The sequence below is a fragment of the Prevotella sp. C561 genome (assembly GCF_000224595.1).
Taxonomy (GTDB): domain Bacteria; phylum Bacteroidota; class Bacteroidia; order Bacteroidales; family Bacteroidaceae; genus Prevotella; species Prevotella jejuni.
The window spans coordinates 40,667-60,178 of sequence record NZ_JH114154.1; the positions used below are offsets into that span (position 1 = coordinate 40,667).

Genomic DNA, 19,512 nt, shown 5'->3' on the forward strand with positions numbered 1-19,512 from the left:
TCTAATTCTCCTTATACTCCCCCAAGATCTTGATACTTTTCACCAAAGGAGTGATGGCATCTATTGCCTGACGATAACGTGTAAAGTTATCGAAGGTCAAGTCTACATAGAAGAGATACTCCCACTCGTGACCGATTACAGGCAATGACTGAATCTTCGTAAGATTGATGTCATAGAAGGAGAGGATGGTTAACACCTTACTTAAAGAGCCTTCTTCATGTGGGAGAGAGAAGACTATACTCGACTTATCCACCTCTGTCAAGGAGCGAAGGAGGTCGGCTTTCTGTGGATGACAAGCCACAAGGAAACGTGTGAAATTATGTTTATTGTCTTCAATTGAGTCTTCCAAAATCTTCAGACCATAAAGTCTTGCGGCATCAGCAGAACATATTGCAGCACAACCATGGCATTGGTTCTCTACAATATAAGCTGCTGAACCAGCGGTATCGTCAGCTTCTACTGCCTTTATATTAGGATGATTACTAAGGAAAGAACGGCATTGCATAAGGGCTACAGGGTGAGAATGTACCTCAACAATGGTTGACCAGTCATCATCTGGCAAACAACAGATACAATGTTGGATATGTAGACGTTGCTCACCAACAACCATTGTACCTGATTGACGCAGTAGATCGTAATTGTGCAACAGGCCCCCTGCTATCGTGTTCTCTATTGCAAGCATAGCAATAGCAGCTGAATCACCCTTCACCTCAGCAAATACATCCTCAAAGGTAGCGCAGCAAGTGAGTTGTATCTGCTCATTTGCAAAATATAGATGGGCTGCAATATCGTGAAAACTCCCATACTCTCCTTGTATAGCTATTCGTTTCATTCGCTTCTTCTGTCTGTTGGTTATCAACTAATATGTACTAAAACGAAAACGATCCCACTCTGTATTGAGCGGGACCGTTTCGTTATGTATTTCTAAAAAAACTTTATTCTCTTAAGTTGAAATCTATACGCAACTTCCCACTTTGCACTTTTCTGCAAAGTAAAAATAGAAGTAACGGAAAGATACATAAAGCTTTTTCATATCTTCGATTTCGTTTATATTCGCCTGCAAATATATTACTTTTACTCTTTACAAGCAAATATTTTGAGAAAAAATTACTTTTTCTCCATCATTATCTTATGTTTTTAGCTGTTTCTTTCTTATCGTTCTCTGACAAAAAAAACGCTCAAACTCATATCTATTTACATCTATCTTAACACACTAAAACAAGCATTTCCTATCGACTTAGGATATAACATCACTTAAATACGTCATGCCCTTCTATTAAAATAAGGAAATTCTAAGCAACATATAAACTTTTTTACTATCTTTGCATAAGATAGGCTGCACTCGACAAAATAAAAGCAAGCTCTCTTTGTGCTCGTTTGCACTATCTTTGCATAAGATAGGCTGCACTCGACAATACGAATGCAAGCATTCATTGTACTCGTTTGCACTATCTTTGCATACATAATAGAATGACCTATGAAACAGTTATATGCAATACTGACAGTAGCAATGCTTAGCGTTGTTCTCTGTTCACACGCACAAGATCAGGTTCAAACTCGACTTGTGAATAGCAATGGTATGGAGGCTGTCATCAGTAACTATGGTGCACGTCTTGTCTCTCTTACTGCTCATAACTGGAACGGTAGACTGGAGCCTGTCGTTAAGACATATACTAATAAGGAGGAGTATATGAAAGACAGAGCCTTGGGAGCAACACTCCTCTTCTTTGGTAAGAATCATGAAGAGACGCTGTCTGGGAAGATGTGGGAACTTGTTAGTTCTGACAACCAATCGGTTACGCTACGATATGTGACTTCAGAAGGTGAGAACGGATTAGATGGAAAGTTAAACGTTACCGTTACCTATACCCTATCCGACCAAAACGCACTTGACATAGACTACCGAGTTGCGACGACAGCTAAGACTAACTTGGAAGTAACAAACGGTATTTGCTTTAACCTTTCAGGTGAGATGCACCGCTCCATCATCAAACAACATCTTTGGGTTGATGCTGTTCAGATGAACACATACAATGCACAAAGACAGCTGACAGGCGTTCTTCAACGTATTAAAAATACTCCTTTCGATTTTACTAAACCAAGAGAAATTGGCGAAAGAATTAGAAGTACAAGGAATGGATACGACAATGCCTATCAGTTGCGACACCCTGATAATATGCAGAAGCCGGCTGCCATCCTCTTTGATGCACAGAGTGGGCGTGCAATGACAGTCTATTCAAGTGAACCAACCCTCAACATCAACACCTACGGAAAAGATAGTCAGGGGATTACATTACAACCGATTCACACGGGATACAATAGCGGTATGGAGAAAGTAAGTAATGAACTACAGCCTGGACAGGTACTCCACAGTGCCACAGTCTTCTTCTTCACAACTGATCCACCACTGATTATGCGTACGAGATAACACACATGTGCTAACGTCATGAGCATAGTTCAGCGTTATATCAACATCTTGAAAAAGCGCTAATTATCATTAAAAGACTTGGTGATTGGCCTTCAAATATTTATATTTGCAACCAAATGAGGAAATATAGTTTCATAATAGCGGCTATTCTCTGCATGCCTTTACATGCACAGAATACTAAAGAGAATCACAATGGGAACACTTCTACAGTGGAGCCCATCGAGTCGGCACGTCTACAAGGGCCACGTGAAGCCACTGAGGCAGAGAAGGAATATGCCAGACAAATGGCTGAAGACCGTGCACAACAGGCACAAATCGACAATAATCTACCCCTTATTATGGAGAACGGACAGACCGTTACGCCAAACGACTACTATTATCCTGCTTGGGGGTATGGTCTTGGACCATGGAGATTACATAAGGGTCTGAACATCAACCTTGGCGCTTCGGCCTTTGCGAGCTTTGGACATGGTAACAATCATGGTGCAGGTTTCTCACAGGACGTATCGTTGATGTATGTGACAAACCTCTCTAAGAAAGCTACCTTGGCTGTTGGAGGATATGTAAACCATCTTACCTATCGTGGCGACAACTATTTCGTCGGTGGTGTCAATGCTGTCTTTGGCTATCAGTTCAATGAACATTGGAGTGCATACGCATTTGTTCAAAAGGCCTTCACATCCAACAACTTCGGTCAAGCCTTTGGTTATGGAGCCTACGGTTCACCTTATTGGGCAGGCTACGGTGGCTTCGGCTATTCTCCTTTCGGTTATGGTTATGCATCAATGGGATACGGATACGGACCGATGGGATGGGCTTACGGCACTGGAGTAAGTCGTTACATGGACAGAATTGGTGGTGGTGTGACTTATCAATGGGGCTCTAATAATCAGAATTCAGTTTCTGTTAGCGTAGAGTTCGACCGTCTTCCAACACAAAATAACGGCTTCTATAATACCAGTCGATATGATTATCCTGTGAGATAAAGAGGTATTACAAATACATAGAAAACAAATAGAGTTTACTATTTACTATCGTTCATTGCAGAACAAGTAATTAGTAAACTCTATTTTTTATAAGCCTAAATCAGTCTTACTTCATCCATCTTAAGCGAAGACTATTAAGTACAACACTAACACTGGAGAAGGCCATCAAGGCACTTGCCCACGATGGAGTAATCTGCCAATCAATGCCAAAAGCATACAGCAAACCGGCTGCTAACGGGATGCAGACAATGTTATAGATGAAAGCCCAGAAGAGATTCTCCCAAATCATACGTACTGTATTGCGACTCAACTGTATTGCTTCAGGTATAGCCGACAAGTCATCTCCCATGAGTGTCACCTGTGCTACATCCATAGCTACGTCCGTTCCCTTACCAATAGCAATACTTACATCTGCCAAAGCCAAGGCTTGTGTATCGTTAATACCGTCACCTACCATTGCGACTCGCTTCCCTTCGGCTTGCAGCTGTCTAACAAGATTCTCCTTGTCTTGTGGTAACACCTTACTATGATAGTGTTTTATACCAGCCTTTTCAGCCCAATAACGAGCCGCCTCGTCCTTATCTCCACTCATCATATAGACCTCAATCCCCTTCTTCTGCAGCTCATCCATTGCCTCACGAGCATTAGGTTTTAATGTTTCACGCTCTTCAAAAGGAAGGTTATCAGCTTTTGTAAAATCAATATTCTTATTTGGAATGGTCAAAGTACCCGTCTTATCGGTCACCAACACATCAACCTTACGCAGACTCTCTAAGGCTGCAGCATCCTTAATAAGGATTTGTTTCTGGGCAGCTTTACCAATACCAACCATCAGGGCAGTAGGTGTTGCCAATCCCATTGCACATGGACAAGCAATGACTAAGACGGCTACAGCTGACATGATTGCCTGTGGTAAAGCACTATTCCCTCCTATCAACCACCATAAAAGGAAGGTCGCAAGAGCAATACAAGCTACCACTGGCACAAATACTAAGGCTGCCTTATCAACGATTCGTTGGACTGGAGCCTTTGAACCTTGTGCTTCTTGCACCATTTTAATTATGTGAGCTAAGGCTGTGTCCTCACCAACTTGACGAGCACGCATGCGGAACTTACCTTGACTTGGTATTGTTCCTGCCAACACCTTTGAGCCTTTTTTCTTCTCCGCAGGCGTTGGTTCACCCGTTATCATACTCTCATCAACGTAGGCTGCATCAGCTGTCATAAAGCTTTCTGCCCACATCACCTCACCATCTACAGGTACCTTCTCACCAGGGCGAACCTCCAAAACATCCCCAACCTCAATGGTTGAGAGTGGAACCTCCTCTATCTTGTCGTCATCAACGATATGTGCTGTCTTCGGAGCCATACCCATCATCTGGCGAATAGAAGATGCCGTACCGTCTTTAGCCTTCTCTTCTAACAGTCTACCAGTCAAAACGAAGGTTATAATCATTACCGAAGCATCAAAGTAGGTGTGCCATACAACTCCCCTACTTGCCCATACGGCGTCTCCCCAAAACGTGTTAAACGCACTGAAAAGAAAGGCAATACCCGTAGACAAAGCCACCAATGTATCCATGTTTGCACTGCCATGACGCAACTGTCTAAACGAAGATACATAGAACTGGCGACCGCAATAAAGCATGTTTGCCAAGGCTATCAATAACGCAACCTGGTTGGCTATATCACGTGAACCCAAGTCTATCCATCGCATAGACACACACATCACAGCGATTGAGAACAACCATGACAACACCGTCTTACGCTTTAAGAGTACATACTCACGCTTCTCTATCTCGTCTACCGACGTCTCCTTATCTATCACTAAGTCATATCCGAGCGCATTGATTTCAGCCTTCATCTTCTCAAGAGAAATCACCTGAGGGTCGAAATCTATCAAAGCTGAACGACCAGGTAGTGAAACAGAAGCAGAATTAACACCCTTGAGTGTATTCAACTTCTTCTCTATATTGGCTGAACAGGAGGAACAAGCCATACCTATAACTGGAATTGTTTGTTTCATAATAATACTATTTTTATCTTCCCCTTACCAACGAAGGGGAATGATTCTACAAATGAAAAGAGCATAAATAAGCTGTTACAAACTCAGCTCATAGCGTCCGCTGTTGTCTACAGCTTCCTTGATTTCAGAAGGATTAACCTTACTTTCGTCATATTCTACTGTGACATTAGCATCATCAAGATTAGCTTCAGCAGACACTACACCATTGAGTGCTTTTAAGGCATTCTCAACATTTGCCTTACAATGTACACACTTCATACCGCTTACTGCATAAACATTCTTTTTCATAAGTCTTTCCTTTCTATTAATATTATGTTGTTACTATTCTGCTTTATTCTTAACGCTTGCAAAGATACACATATATTATCTATCATGTCTTATAGAATTATGGATAAAGATTATAACTTCTCGCATCGGTTCTACAAGAGGTTCATTCATAACATGGTAAGAAAAGAGTCTGAAATATCATCATCCAAGTGTTGAAAAATTATTACATAATTTCAAACTAAAGCCTTAGAATAATGCTAAAAGATAGATATAAAAGTCGAGTTTATAACCAACAGCAAATCAATTAGTTACAAAATCGCATTTCAAAAGGTGCTTAATAAGGCTTCAAAAGGGCGTTAGTTCACTTCCTAAAGGGCGTCTTTAAGAAGCCAATTAAGGCTTAATTGAAACGCTATTAGTGCTTTATTAAAATATGACAAGTAAAATATTACAACAAAACATTCTTCTTTGCATCATTAAACATATGCTCACTTTCTTCCTAACATCTGTCTATTTCCCATCCCGAAAGTAAGAACAAAAATTATATTCCACCTATAAGCAGTAGACTTAACTTTATAAATAGCAGCCTAAAGTTCATCTAAGGACGTTCGAAGATTATCTTTCATCCCCTTGAACTGACTGGGAGTCATACCAGTTACTGACTTAAACTGGCTGGAAAGATAAGCCACAGAAGAATAATTCATACGAAGCGCTATCTGCGTCAAAGTCAACTCATCATAACGAATGAACTCTTTCACTCGTTCTATACGCAACTCAATATAATATCTTTCGATAGTCTTTCCTTCGACCTCAGAGAAGAGTTTTGAAAGCGCACTATAGTCTTGACGAAGTTCAGATGACAGATAATCACTAAGATTAGTTGAACTTTGATTATCATGGTAATGCACAAGTCTGATTAAAGCAGACTTGATGTGATCGATGGTTTGCTGACGACGGTCGTCAAGAAGTTCGAAACCAAGCTCTTTAAGGGCTGTCCGAAGGGTAGAAAGTTGGACAGAAGAAGGGTCTTCCTCAATACTAACCTCACCTAATTCAACCTTTTGGGGGTGTAGTCCAACCTGCTGCAAAGTCTGGCTAACAGCCATTTTACAGCGATCACAAACCATATTTTTAATATAAAGTGTACTCATACTGTTGTTTTCTTTGCTGCTGCTTCACGTGAAAACTCACGGAAGGTATAAATAACAATAGGTACTGTAAGCGTGAAAGAGAGGACATCACTGACGGCTTGACACATCTCAACACCTAACAGCCCAAAATAAGATGGAAGAATAAATATCAGCGGAATAAAGAACAAACCTTGTCGGGCTGCTGCCAAAATGTTCGCACGCCACGGCTTGCGGCAGGTCTGAGCAAGCATATTGCTTGCCAAAATAAGAGCATTAACAGGAAAAACACAAAGCTGCCATCGCAAGGCTACAACACCAATAGCAATCACCTCGGGGTCATCACGGAAAACACCTATCAACGTTCCGCTTATCATCCAGCCAATAATAGCTAACACGATAAGAAAAATCGTACCAATAGTTACAGTAAACTTATAAGCCTCTTTCAGTCTATCATATAATCCTGCACCATAGCAAAAGCCGCAAACTGGCTGAAAACCCTGCCCCAATCCGATGACAACAGCAAAGCAAAGCATTGCGATACGACCCACAATACTCATCGCAGCAATAGCCGAATCGCCATAAACACCTGCTGCTAAGTTCAATGACATAGTAGCGATACAAGCTAAGCCTTGCCTCATCATGGAAGGACTACCGCCATAGAATATCTCCTTATAACGCTGTAATGAGGGTGAGAAATTGCGAAAGTGAATGGCTATATTCTCTCCTCTGTGTGTCATTAAGAAAAGGATAACGAAGGACACAGCCTGTCCTATCACCGTTGCCCACGCTGCTCCGCTGACACCCAGACCGCAAGTAAAGATAAGAAGTGGGTCGAGTATCACGTTCAATATAGCTCCCGTAACAATTCCAAACATGGCAAACTTGGCATTTCCTTGCAGTCGCATCTGGTTGTTCAGAGTGAGTGAAGATGTTAAGAAGGGTGCACCAAGGAGGATGACTTGCATATAGTCTTCTGTGTAAGGGAGAATGGTAGGTGTACTACCAAGCATCAAGGAGAGGGGAGTGAGGAATATTTCGCCAAGGATAAGGACAATGACTCCTACGAAGAACGAACTAAAGAAGCCTGTTGATGCCATCTTTATCGCATTCTCATGACGGCGTGCTCCTAACTCACGAGAGATGTAATTGCCCGAACCATGCCCAAAGAAAAAGCCCATTGCTTGCACAAAGAACATCAGAGAAAACACAATTCCTACTGCTGCTGTAGCCTGAGTGTCAATCTTACCGACAAAGAATGTATCGGCAATATTGTATAATCCTGTCACAAGCATGGAGATGATTGTCGGTATGGCCATTGTGATAATGACATGATGGACAGGTGCCTGCGTCAGATAAGTATAGTTATCTATATGTTTGTGCATAAACCTTTGCTATTTAAAAGACTCATGCAAAGGTACTAAATAATTCAGAATTGAGTCTTTAATAACCATAATTATAACGTCTATCAAGTGGTAATTCTAAAATAGTAAATCATAATTACAGTTCTTGACTAAGGTATGTTCTTTGAAAGAAAACAATGAAAGGGATTATACTCAAACTGTGCTTTGTGGGAATGTAGTTTTTGTCTTGATATCAGATGAGTTTAAGTACTAAAACAATCGTTATCCTTTTATACTGTTATCGCATAGAAACGAAAAGGACAGATAGCTTCGCCAGTCTGCCAAATACATAACCTTTGCAGACAACGAAACTATCTGTCCTTGTTTTAGAAGGTCTACGCTTGCCCTCTATATATAAGGTGCTTACTGACGTTCAAGCAAGATTTGGATGACACGTTCAGCCGAACGACCATCCCAACGCTCTGGTACACCACACTTCTTCCACGTTCCTGCCACCATATCAGTTAATGCAGAACGAAGCAATTCAGGGTCTTCACCAACCAAAACGTTGGAGCCCACCTTTACTGTCTCTATATGTTCTGTATAGCTGTTGAGCGTGATACAGGGTACACCATTGAATGTTGCTTCCTCTGCAACATTGCCTGAATCAGTAATGATACCCTTAGCTTGGGCAGTAAGATAGGCAAACTCAAGATAACCCAATGGTTTTACGATATGGAGGTTATGGAGTTTGATGTTCTTCTTCAAGCTGAGTGCCATGATAACCTGCACTGCTGAGTCACGAAGCGGAGCAATGATAGGCATCTCGCCTGCTGTCTCACTCAACACACGTAACATCTGTTCAAGATTATCTTGGTCGGCCAACAAAGCCTTACGGTTTAATGTGAAGACGAGGTAGTTACCTTCTTTTAATGGTAAGCCAGCCAACTCGTCAATATCAGATAACGTCATTCCGCTGATACGCTCACGGTCGAAACGGATATTGTCAATGAGGATGTTACCCACCATATAAACCTTTGACAGCTCGGCACCCTCCTTGTTAGCAATACTGTTATTACTAAATCCTGCTGTAAAGAGTATATCAGAAAGACCATCAATCACCAATCGATTGATTTCCTTCGGCATCGTTATATCAAAGGAACGAGTACCTGCTGCAATGTGGGCAAGTGCTATCGCCTGTTTCTTAGTTACTATAGCAGCTGCCATAGTAGAGGCAAGATCATCCACAACGATGACTACATCCGATGGATTCTCTTGTAGATACTTCTCAAACTTAGACATTACTTGACCCGTAAGCTCGTTCAGGTTCTCACATTCAACGCCAAGGTAAACATCTGGCTTACGTATAGAAAGATTCTCAAAGAGCTGGTCCTCAAGTGTAGGGTCAGTCTCACTACCTGCATAAACCAATGAATATGAAACCTGATGAGGGTTGTTACCCTCAGAAAGTCTATCGATTACCCTGATAATCGGTGCTACCTTTATGAAATTAGGACGTGCACCACAAAAGATACAAAGCTTTTTCATTTCTTGAAAGACCTACTCTATAAGACTCTATCATTCATGAGAACCTTACAGAGTAGATAGCTATATTAGTGTTTAAATTTATTATTTGAAATAGAAATAACCCTTGGCTTTACTTAAACATGTCTTTAATTCCACCAATAGAACCCATCAAATTGCTTGCTTCGAATGGTAGGTAAACAGTCTTCTGGTTGTTGTTCTGGGCCAGTTCAGAAAGCATCTGAATATACTTCTGAGCGATGAGATAGTTCGCTGGGTTGGTACTCTGCCCTACAGCTTCCGTTATCTTCTGAATTGCAATAGCCTCAGCCTTAGCCTTACGGATACGAGCCTCGGCCTCACCTTCAGCTATAAGAATCTGTTGTTGCTTCTTGGCTTCAGCGCGGTTGATGGCAGCCTCCTTCTCACCCTCAGACTGTAAGATAGCTGACTGTTTCTGTCCTTCACTGGTAAGAATAGTTGCTCGTTTGTTACGTTCAGCCTGCATCTGCTTCTCCATTGCCTCAGAAACACTTGCTGGAGGAGTAATATCCTGAAGCTCAACGCGATTCACCTTGATACCCCACTTATTTGTAGCATCATCAAGAACGGCACGCAATTTAGTATTAATCGTATCACGAGAAGTCAGTGTTTGATCAAGTTCCATCTCACCAATGATATTACGAAGTGTAGTCTGTGTCAACTTCTCAATAGCATTTGGCAAGTTATTAATCTCATACACAGCCTTGAATGGATCGATGATTTGGAAATAAAGCAGTGCATTTATCTGCATCTGAATATTATCCTTTGTAATCACATTCTGGCGATCAAAGTCGTACACCTGCTCACGCAAGTCAATTGAGTTTGTATAAGTATAACGTCCTGCACGCAATGCCACAATATCCTTTGCATGGTCAATAAAAGGGATAATGATATTGATACCTGGTTGAAGGGTTGCATAATACTTACCAAGACGTTCGATAATCTTTGTCTCACTCTGTGAGATAATCACGATTGACATCTTAGCAAAAACGAGTGCTAACACAACAAATGCAATCAGCACATAAGCTATTATATCCATAAGCATTAAAGTTTTTAATTCCCCACCCCAGGTATTTTATTATCTTAATGAGGCAAGAAACCGAAGGTTATTATTTGTTATTTAATTATTTTCAGATTACTGTTTAACAACGTTCTACCGTTGCGATAATAGAGTCAAGTCGTAAAATACGCACAGCAGCACCCGAATCTATTTCCATTCCATCAACAGACTGTGCCTTCCATGAGTCACCGTCTACCTTTACTCTGCCGTATCCACCAGCCTCAATCGTATCTGTTACCTTTCCTTCACGACCAATCAATGCTTCAGCATTACTTAATCTTTTATCTGCACCTTGATGAAGATATTTAAGCGCAATCGGTCGTACTAAGAATATACTCAATACCGAAAAAATGACAAAGACTATCACGTGAACAACTATGCTATCCGTAAATGCAGAAGCAAGTGAAGCACAGAAACTGCCTATTGCAAAACACATAATGTAGAAATCTCCGTTCATCATCTCTAAAATCAGACAAACAAGACCCACTAACAACCATGTTAACCACAGGTTTTGTATCAGATAATCCATCATAGCTATAAAGGTTTAAATTCGCTTGTAAAGATAATAAAAAAGATGATTCTATCAAATCTTTCAATGAAAAAATAACACTATAACAGCTACTTACCACTATCAGAAAAGTATTTCTTTGGAAGATAACGATATAACACAAATCATAACGCCTAATAAACATTTCGCATAACATAGCCGTTTGTGGCTTTTGATATTCTTTGTGATGAGTATTATGCTTGTATTTACATATATCTAACCAACGTATTTGTGCTTAGCACATGACGTGCTGATACTTAGCACATGTCGTGTTAGTGCTTAGCACCAATGGTGCGGAGTACTCATCAGCTTATAATATACCGTCAAAAGGGAGTTATTCAAGCATAAAACAGCACGACTTGTTCGGTCAGAAGAATATTACTTTTCAGAGCCTAAAACGACTAAGTTTATTTGATAGAAATTTCATATGCTAAAGAATGTCATTACATTTTTTATCAAACAGTATTGACTATATAAAAATTACGGCTATGTGCCTTCGTTCTTGAAAAGGCAAATAGCCGTAATAAGGTATCATAAAATGATGGTCGTTCAAATTATCAATGTCTGTTTGAACGTTTAGAAGACGAAGAACCACCTATATGCAATGTTCTTGATGACTGTGAATATCCCGTAGAAGAAACACGATTAGAGCCACGACCACGATAATATTTCTCTGCTTCTGGCAGCCACTTCTTGATATTCTCAATACGACGAGCATCTGAAGGGTGGTCGCTCAGGATCTCAGAACGGCTACTATTCGTTGCTGCAGCCATTCGTTGCCAGAATGTTACGGCATTCGCAGGGTCATATCCAGCCATCGCAGCAAAGATAAGTCCCATGTAGTCAGCTTCACTTTCATTATCGCGACTGTACTTCAAGTTACGGAAAGAGAAGTATCCTCCCGCTACCTGTGAAGCGATATCGCCTACTCCACTACCAACAGTAGAGTTCAAGACAGTACCCAATATATTGGTTCCCATCTGCTGATTCATCTGCTTCGTAATCTGCTCAGCACTGTGCTTAGCCACAGCATGCGCAATCTCATGACCTAAAACGATTGCCAGACTTGCCTCATTCTGTGTGTAAGGCAATAATCCTTCGTAAACAACTATCTTACCTCCAGGCATACAAAAAGCGTTAGCCTGCTTGTCTTGAACAAGATTAAACTCCCACTTGAAGTTATTAATCTCATTAGCATAACCATTATTACGTAAGTAAGTCTCCACCGCATTGGCAAGGTTGCGACCTACACGCTGAACCATAGCAGTATTCTTTGCATCAGTAGAACGTTTTGCAGATGCCATAAACTTTGTATATTCCTGATTACTGAGGCTAAGAAGCTGCGCATCAGAAATACTGATACGATGTGTACGACCCGTTAATGGAACTTTAGAAGCCGTACCACAGGCTGTCATCAAAGCGACAACAGCTGCCATTAAGAAATACTTAATCTTCATTTTATTTACTGTTTTTTACAACTATCTATTTGCGAAAGTACAACATTTTTCGTGAGGTACAAATAAAATCATGACTTTTTTATAAAGGTTAACGGCTGAAAACAAAACATCAGAACCATCGTTTTAAATGGATTTAAACCATCCTTTTTCGTTTTCCTATCTCCTTTGTTACAGGGAGAAAGTAGGTCACTATAAAACTGATAACACCCAACATTGCCACAAGAAGGAAGAATAGACGATAGCCCACATACTCCTGCAAGAAACCTGTAAACCATCCTGTCATCACCAACGAGAAGGCTGTTATTGCCGTACCTATTGAATAAGTAAATGTGGAGTGCTCCCCTTTCGTACAATGAGCGAGCCATACAACATAAAACGTTAATCCCAAACCTGCTCCAAACTGTTCGATAATCACACACAAATTGATAATTGATAAGGTGGAGACAAAGTAATAACTGAGATAAACAAAAACAAACTTTGGCAAGGTCAAGGCTATAACAAACAGCCACAACCAACGCTTCAAGCCGTCACGACGTACCAAATTAGCACCTAAGGCACTTCCTCCAATTAACGAGAACGTACCCACTGTTCCCAAGACTAATCCTAACTCCTGTGGTGAAAGAGCCAATCCTGCATTACTTCCTGGGTCTATCAAGAAGAGTGGTGCTATTCTAAAAAACATCCCTTCGGGTATGAGAAAGGCAAAAAGGAAACACAAGTTTGCCACATAATGAGGACGGCGGACAAAGGCAGCCTTGACATCATGCCACCATTGACGTGTCACCCCTGTCCATATAGGGAGGTTCTCATGAATATTATCTTTGGGAAGTATGATAGCATGAAGTAGCATCAAACAGGCCAATAAGACTGACAAAACCCTAAAAATAGTTGCCCATGAAGGGGCTACCGTCCTATAAATGACCTCTAAGTTTCCTGCTATCGTAACAGGGATAGCCATTCCCACAATGATAGAAAGCATATAAGAAATGGCACGCGTACCAATAAAAGCAGGACGATTATGCAAGGCCGTTTCACGCTTATACAGTCTTTCGATAGCCACATCATGCAAGGCAGCCATCGTTGCGATTATCATTAAGAAGAAGACTGTCCACTCAAACCAATCAACAGATGATGCCATAAACGCCAATCCACCAAGACTCAGTGCCATAACAAACTCTGTCAGAATTACCCATGCATACTTACTCCAATAGCCAACGACCAATCTACCTAACAAAGGTCGGAGGATAAAGGGCAGTATTAACCACGATGTCGTCAGCGTGATAGCACCATTCGACAAGCCCATTCTGTTGAAATAGACTAATGAAGTCATCAACAAGATAACATACGGTAGTCCACGTGTCAAATAGAGCGTAGGAAGCCAGAGCCAATAGCTACGCCACTGGTCTACAATAGGAATTCCATTGATTATCTTCTGCTCCTCGTGCATCTTCGTATGCGTTATTTGTATTGTGCTTGAATAGCTGCTGTCTGATAGTAATGATGGAGGATTTCGTCATATCGATAGCCTTTCTCGCCCATTACAGAAGCACCAATCTGACACAAGCCAACACCATGTCCCCACCCTGCACCAATAAGACGGAAGTGCTGTGGGACACCATTCACGACCTCACTACGTTCTACCACGAAAGCAGAACTGTAGAGATGACTCTCACTTAACGTGCGTCTTATCTCTAATTCCTTACCTATAATACGTGTGAGCTTTGTCCCTACAATCTTCAAACGCGTGATACGACCACTCTTACCACGCTCTAAAGGTTGGAGGTCAATAATCTCTCCGAAATAAAGACCACTCTTACGACGGATTAGCTCAGCAAGTTCTGACTGTGTGAAGTCTACTGTCCAGCGATAAAAGTCTTGCGTTTCTTGGTCATAGTTATTAAGCACCTGACCCAAGACTGCCGCATCCTTTGTATTGCAAAAAGCCTCTGGAGACGACAGAATCCACTCCTGTGCCGTCTTCTCATCAGTGAGATCAATCGTAGGGGCTGTTCCCAAAGGTGCATTATCGACTACAGAGAGCAGGTAAGGTTTATGGATATTATCCCAACAGTACTCATATTCCTCCGAAACACCTCCGCAACACTTACTGAAACGAGCGTCGCAAATTTCCTTTCCATTCATCAACAACTGTCCACGGGTAGCCTTTATTGCCTCTTCAACATGAGGACTCGTTGCCTTCGTAATACCCTGATAACGTTGGCAATGGTCGTCTGCACAGACATCAAACAAGGTATGTGCATCGCTATCATACCATACCACGCCTTCTTCATCCGACACTTTTACAGGTGCAGATGCTGTCTGAACGCCCATTTCGATGGCTTTTCGTCTTCTCATCTGTACCAAAAGCCAACTGCGAGAGATTACAGCATGTGCCTTCAAAAGCTCAAGAGAAGATGTTGCACTCATCTCACTTGAGATAACACTTGCTAAATAACATTCTACAGGTAGTTCATTAATAGCCCAAAGTTTATCTCCATCGACGACAAAACGTAGCTTTCCGAGGAAGGTTTGTGCCTCTTTGCGCTCCCAATGGAAGTCTACTCCGATAGTAACATCTTCTAAAGTAAAGGATATTTCATCATCTTGTGGGGTAAAGCAAAGTTCCTGATAGACCGCAGAATCCCACAGAATCTGTCCGTCTTTGAACTTTACAATCTGTTTACCAGTCACCTCTTTGTTTCCTATTGTATAAGTACCATTCAGCTGGAAACGAATTTCGTCGCCGCTAACGATACCTACAGAAACTATAGGTTCGTACTTCCAATCATCGAAAGCAAGGTCAACCGCCTTATTACGAATCCGCTTAACGACTTCTGACAGCGCCTCATCTGACAGTGACACCTCACGCAAAACGGCTTTAGCACGCTCTGACGTCATCCCTTCAAAGTCGCTCTGACGGGGCAATATCAGCAATCCTGCCATATCCAAGCTACCCGGACTGGCCAAACACTGTGCCTCTCCTTCTGCTGAATAGCAATCAGGGCGATGCTTCTCACGTGGGAATACAACTGAAATAAACGCATCTCCACTGCGCCAAGCCACGACATTCATCATCGGCTCAGTCTCATCTTCCTTTATTGGAAGTGCTTCATATAAACGACTGAATAGCTCAACATCGTGTTTCTCAGTATGGCTCACGATAGCTAAAGCCGGGCAAATATAGTCCTTTATCTCGTAGATACCCTCTGTACCATTCAGTTTTAAGAGTGGAAGAGAGGTCTCATAAAGCCGTTGCCAGTCACGTTGTAAAGGGAGAATACCACTTGTTCCTGCCTGAAAGTGCAGGTGGTCAGGTGCACTGGCTCCACACTTCGGTCCGTTATAGAACACCATTAGCTGCGGATAAGCTCTCAGCAAGCGATGCATCTGTACGTAATTCTCGGCTATTGCCTGCAGTTGATGATGACGAGAAGGTATCGTAAAATGTACTGGAAGGATTGGGAAAGGGTTGACAAGGATATCGAAGTCATCCCCAAAAGGTAGAATAATCTGTTCTTTTGGACGATTCTTCTCACAAAGGAAGCAAGGACGCTTGGCCAGCGTAGCCTTATCAATCTTCGCTCCTGTACTCACCAAGCGTGCAGGATTGAATTGCGCAAGGGCTGAACCCACCTCACGTGTCTGCACACCCACCAACTCTTCAAAACGTTTTGCAACGTCTTTCCATTGGTTCAGCTGGTTATGAAAAAAATCAGTTAGCCCTTTCTCTCTGTCTCTATTCTGCTTTTGACGTGCAAGAATCTCAACTGTACGCAGCTGATCTTTATAATGATTGTTGGCATTAACCTTATCAATGCTCAGTACGGCATCACTATTTCCACCCCATCGACGGCAGAGATAAAGCTCATCGTATATCCTTCCAATACGAAAACGACGACTAAAAGCCAAGCCCATCGCATAGTCTTCGCCATAACTTGTGTTCGGGAACTGATGCTGACGAACCAAAGGAGTGAAGAAAGCACGTGGTGCACCGAGTCCATTGATACGTAGGGCGTTGTTGCAACCATTATCCTCTGTCCATTCATTATGGCTTATCAAGCCCGGTGGAAGGGTGTTAAGATCGAAGTCACACATACGATAAGAGCCTACTATCATCGCTGCCCTCTGTTCGTGGAAAGCATTGACAATAGTCTGCAAAGTTTTCTCTGAGGAATAAAGGTCGTCACTATCCAACTGAACTGCAAAGCGACCACAATGCGCATCATTGATAGCATAGTTCCAGCAGCCACCTATACCAAGATCAGTCCGTGTAGGAATAAGATGCACAAGGCGTTCATCAGCAGCCAAAGAAGACAGTATCTCCGTCGTACCATCTGTCGAATGATTGTCTACAACGATAACGTTAAAAGAGAAGTCTGTCTTCTGCGAGAGTGCAGAAACGACCGCATCGCGCACAGTCTTCTCACGATTAAAGACAGGAATCACCACCGACGCCTCTACAGGGAAAGCCTCAGCAGAGAAGTCAGGCTGTGCATATTGCGTTGTATCTACCAAGGCATTGATAGTTGACAGGTGTGCTGTTGCAGCCTGTTCCATCTCAATTTGCACCTCTCGGTTGCGTGGATTCACATAATCAAACTGCTTCTCGCCACTTGCACGTAGGTCGTCTTCCTCCTCCGTGTAGAGATATTCATTCAGATGGAAAAGTTCTCCCTTACGGCTTAAGAACAGACGAAGAGCATACCAACCAGCATACTGATAATCTCTTGCAATCTCTTTCTTTGCTTCAAACTCTTTCAGATAGTCAGTCTTAAGAAGTACTACAGAGCCAAAGTCGAAGTCATCACGGATGCTACCCAACTGATAGTCTGTAACGGGATGTTTGACCGTCTTGCCAGCTTTCACTGAGTAATGGTCAGCATAAACCATTGCTGCTTCAGTCTCTTCGGCCACCTGCAGCATACGTTCCAGGGCATGATAACCTAACGTGACAGGCCCCTGTTTCAAATAAAACAAGGCATAATCGGCTGTTGCAGTTGCTGCTATAAGGCGCATAGTGGCCAGAGAAAGCAAACTGCCTGCCTGCAGGTGATGGGTGTACTGAGACAGTGCCTCAGTAGGTGGGACATCGGCAGCTAACGTGTATATACTCTTCACTACACCTGACTCGTGCAACTGTGCAGCGAGCGACTGCGTTATTGCAGCTGTACTATACGGTAGAAAGCAATCTATCTGTTTCTTCTTTTCCATCTAAAATGTGTTCTTTTATCTACTTGCAAAGATACTATAAAATCCCGTCTTACGCATGAAGTTTATGAAGAAAACGCCTCACTACGAATTCTTTTCATGAAAAAAAATATTTTTCTTCACGTAAATAAATATTTCTTTTCATGAAAATAATTTGAAAGCAGTGGTCATACTGAACTTTTTCCGTAACTTTGTACACAGATAAAAGACATTAGAAGATAGTAAAAAGATGGAGAAAGAAAATCATATAGACCGCGCACTGGCATTCATGGAAAGCCTTGAAAGACTTGGTGCACAGCTCAAGAAGGCTGATGAACAGCAGAAACTAATGCTGCAACAGATGCTGACAAAAAGCCAGAACAACGAAACAAACACGGATGAATACCGTGAACTGGAGCAAAGAAGTAAGGACCTTCAAGCAATGATTAACAAGTGGCGTCCTATCTACGAAGAACGTCTGAAGATGGTGAAGGAGGCACAGAAGGCTGCAAAGAAGTAAGGCTGATTGTAGAAGAACAAGACTTAAAGAAGTTCGTTTCCCCTCTGAAAAGGAAATATGTGTCCCTTACTGCTACCCACTATCTCCTATTCAAGATTACAGAACTCCGCATATACAAACAAACTCCCTAACTATCAAGAACAAATGAAGAAAGACTTATACAAAGACATCAGACTGTTCTTATTAGCTATCATAGCTGTTAGTTTGTTTTTCTCATGTTCGTCTGTTCCTTCTGGAATAGCCGAAGAGATAACTTATCACGGAGAACAACTGCATCGTTATCTGACGATTATCAAAGACGTAACATCGAAAGCGGAGAAGAGTAAGGATACAATCACCTATTATTGTAACCAAAAAGGGCAGATCATCATAGAGCGTGTGGGTACAGATAGCTTGCAGGATTACACTTACTCCTATGCTGGTGATACCATTCACTTTCATAAGACGCATATTAAAGACCAATTAGACGAACTCCTTAATGGCTATTATATAGTTAAGAACGGACTTATCGTAGAAGCGAATAACGCTCCCAGCTATTATACATACACCTACGATAATAAGAGAAGACTCATTTGTCGTGATACACCGAACGTTATCTGTGGGAGAACAACCTATAACTTCCAATGGAAGGGAGAGAAGATGTTCCCTTATAAACCATTTAATATCAGCTACAGAGAGACTGGGCAGAAGGCAGCCTGCCACAACTTCTATTTCTTGTGGATGCATGGCAGTGGCATAAGGATACCCATCCCCTTCATCACCTTAGGCTATATGGGTGTTATTCCGAAAGGAGATATTAGCAGCTATAGCTCCAATTCAGGAAATAAAGACTTCGATTTCAAGGCACAACTGACAACGGAGTATGATAAGGAAGGACGTCCCACCCGCATTGAAGAAACGGTGACAAAACTAAATAAGAATAACAAACAGGAAAGTAGTAAGTACGTTACAGAATACATTTGGTAGATAAATACCAGGATAGAAAAGCTTAAAACAAG

At 41.8% G+C, this 19,512-nt stretch carries 15 protein-coding genes; 4 read left to right on the top strand and 11 right to left on the bottom strand.

Annotation, left to right across the window (positions count from 1 at the left end):
* Window position 1 precedes the first annotated feature (1 nt).
* The gene (locus tag HMPREF0666_RS13575) at window positions 2-832 is read right to left on the bottom strand and encodes a prephenate dehydratase (RefSeq protein WP_009012943.1); all 831 of its coding nucleotides are present in this window, start codon (window positions 830-832) and stop codon (window positions 2-4) included.
* A 645-nt stretch (window positions 833-1,477) separates the two neighbouring features.
* Between HMPREF0666_RS13575 and HMPREF0666_RS13580 the strand changes: the two genes are divergently transcribed.
* Together HMPREF0666_RS13580 and HMPREF0666_RS13585 are read left to right on the top strand one after the other, a co-directional pair.
* A complete protein-coding gene (locus tag HMPREF0666_RS13580) occupies window positions 1,478-2,428 on the top strand; it encodes an aldose 1-epimerase (protein WP_009012944.1) in 951 nt (316 codons plus the stop codon).
* 116 nt (window positions 2,429-2,544) lie between these two features.
* Window positions 2,545-3,414: a hypothetical protein gene (locus HMPREF0666_RS13585; RefSeq protein ID WP_009012945.1), complete on the top strand. Its 870-nt coding sequence runs from the start codon at window positions 2,545-2,547 to the stop codon at window positions 3,412-3,414.
* Window positions 3,415-3,520: 106 nt separating this feature from the next.
* On the opposite strand, the gene HMPREF0666_RS13590 is transcribed toward HMPREF0666_RS13585, so the two are convergent.
* The 10 genes from HMPREF0666_RS13590 to HMPREF0666_RS16870 form a co-directional block, all read right to left on the bottom strand.
* Window positions 3,521-5,440 (bottom strand): cation-translocating P-type ATPase, encoded by a 1,920-nt coding sequence (locus HMPREF0666_RS13590; protein ID WP_009012946.1) that lies wholly within the window; start codon window positions 5,438-5,440, stop codon window positions 3,521-3,523.
* Between the two features lie 75 nt (window positions 5,441-5,515).
* Window positions 5,516-5,728, bottom strand: a complete 213-nt coding sequence (locus HMPREF0666_RS13595) for a heavy-metal-associated domain-containing protein (RefSeq protein ID WP_009012947.1) — start codon at window positions 5,726-5,728, stop codon at window positions 5,516-5,518.
* Between the two features lie 566 nt (window positions 5,729-6,294).
* Entirely contained in the window at window positions 6,295-6,858 is a 564-nt protein-coding gene (locus HMPREF0666_RS13600) for an AraC family transcriptional regulator (RefSeq protein ID WP_009012948.1), read from the bottom strand.
* Entirely contained in the window at window positions 6,855-8,219 is a 1,365-nt protein-coding gene (locus tag HMPREF0666_RS13605) for an MATE family efflux transporter (protein WP_009012949.1), read from the bottom strand. The genes HMPREF0666_RS13600 and HMPREF0666_RS13605 overlap by 4 nt, the downstream gene beginning before the upstream one ends.
* A 381-nt stretch (window positions 8,220-8,600) precedes the next feature.
* Window positions 8,601-9,725, bottom strand: a complete 1,125-nt coding sequence (locus HMPREF0666_RS13610; RefSeq protein ID WP_009012950.1) for a UDP-N-acetyl glucosamine 2-epimerase — start codon at window positions 9,723-9,725, stop codon at window positions 8,601-8,603.
* A 109-nt stretch (window positions 9,726-9,834) separates the two neighbouring features.
* Window positions 9,835-10,782, bottom strand: a complete 948-nt coding sequence (locus HMPREF0666_RS13615) for an SPFH domain-containing protein (RefSeq protein WP_042856430.1) — start codon at window positions 10,780-10,782, stop codon at window positions 9,835-9,837.
* 103 nt (window positions 10,783-10,885) lie between these two features.
* Window positions 10,886-11,335, bottom strand: a complete 450-nt coding sequence (locus HMPREF0666_RS13620) for an NfeD family protein (RefSeq protein ID WP_009012952.1) — start codon at window positions 11,333-11,335, stop codon at window positions 10,886-10,888.
* A gap of 572 nt (window positions 11,336-11,907) precedes the next feature.
* Entirely contained in the window at window positions 11,908-12,807 is a 900-nt protein-coding gene (locus HMPREF0666_RS13625; RefSeq protein WP_009012953.1) for a M48 family metallopeptidase, read from the bottom strand.
* A 133-nt stretch (window positions 12,808-12,940) separates the two neighbouring features.
* Window positions 12,941-14,254 (bottom strand): permease, encoded by a 1,314-nt coding sequence (locus HMPREF0666_RS13630; RefSeq protein WP_009012954.1) that lies wholly within the window; start codon window positions 14,252-14,254, stop codon window positions 12,941-12,943.
* A gap of 11 nt (window positions 14,255-14,265) precedes the next feature.
* Window positions 14,266-18,018, bottom strand: coding sequence for a DUF4922 domain-containing protein (locus tag HMPREF0666_RS16870; protein WP_009012955.1), 3,753 nt, complete (start codon window positions 18,016-18,018; stop codon window positions 14,266-14,268).
* Window positions 18,019-18,244: 226 nt separating this feature from the next.
* Between HMPREF0666_RS16870 and HMPREF0666_RS13645 the strand changes: the two genes are divergently transcribed.
* Together HMPREF0666_RS13645 and HMPREF0666_RS13650 are read left to right on the top strand one after the other, a co-directional pair.
* The gene (locus HMPREF0666_RS13645) at window positions 18,245-18,514 is read left to right on the top strand and encodes a hypothetical protein (RefSeq protein ID WP_009012956.1); all 270 of its coding nucleotides are present in this window, start codon (window positions 18,245-18,247) and stop codon (window positions 18,512-18,514) included.
* A gap of 144 nt (window positions 18,515-18,658) precedes the next feature.
* A complete protein-coding gene (locus tag HMPREF0666_RS13650; RefSeq protein WP_009012957.1) occupies window positions 18,659-19,480 on the top strand; it encodes a hypothetical protein in 822 nt (273 codons plus the stop codon).
* Window positions 19,481-19,512 lie beyond the last annotated feature (32 nt).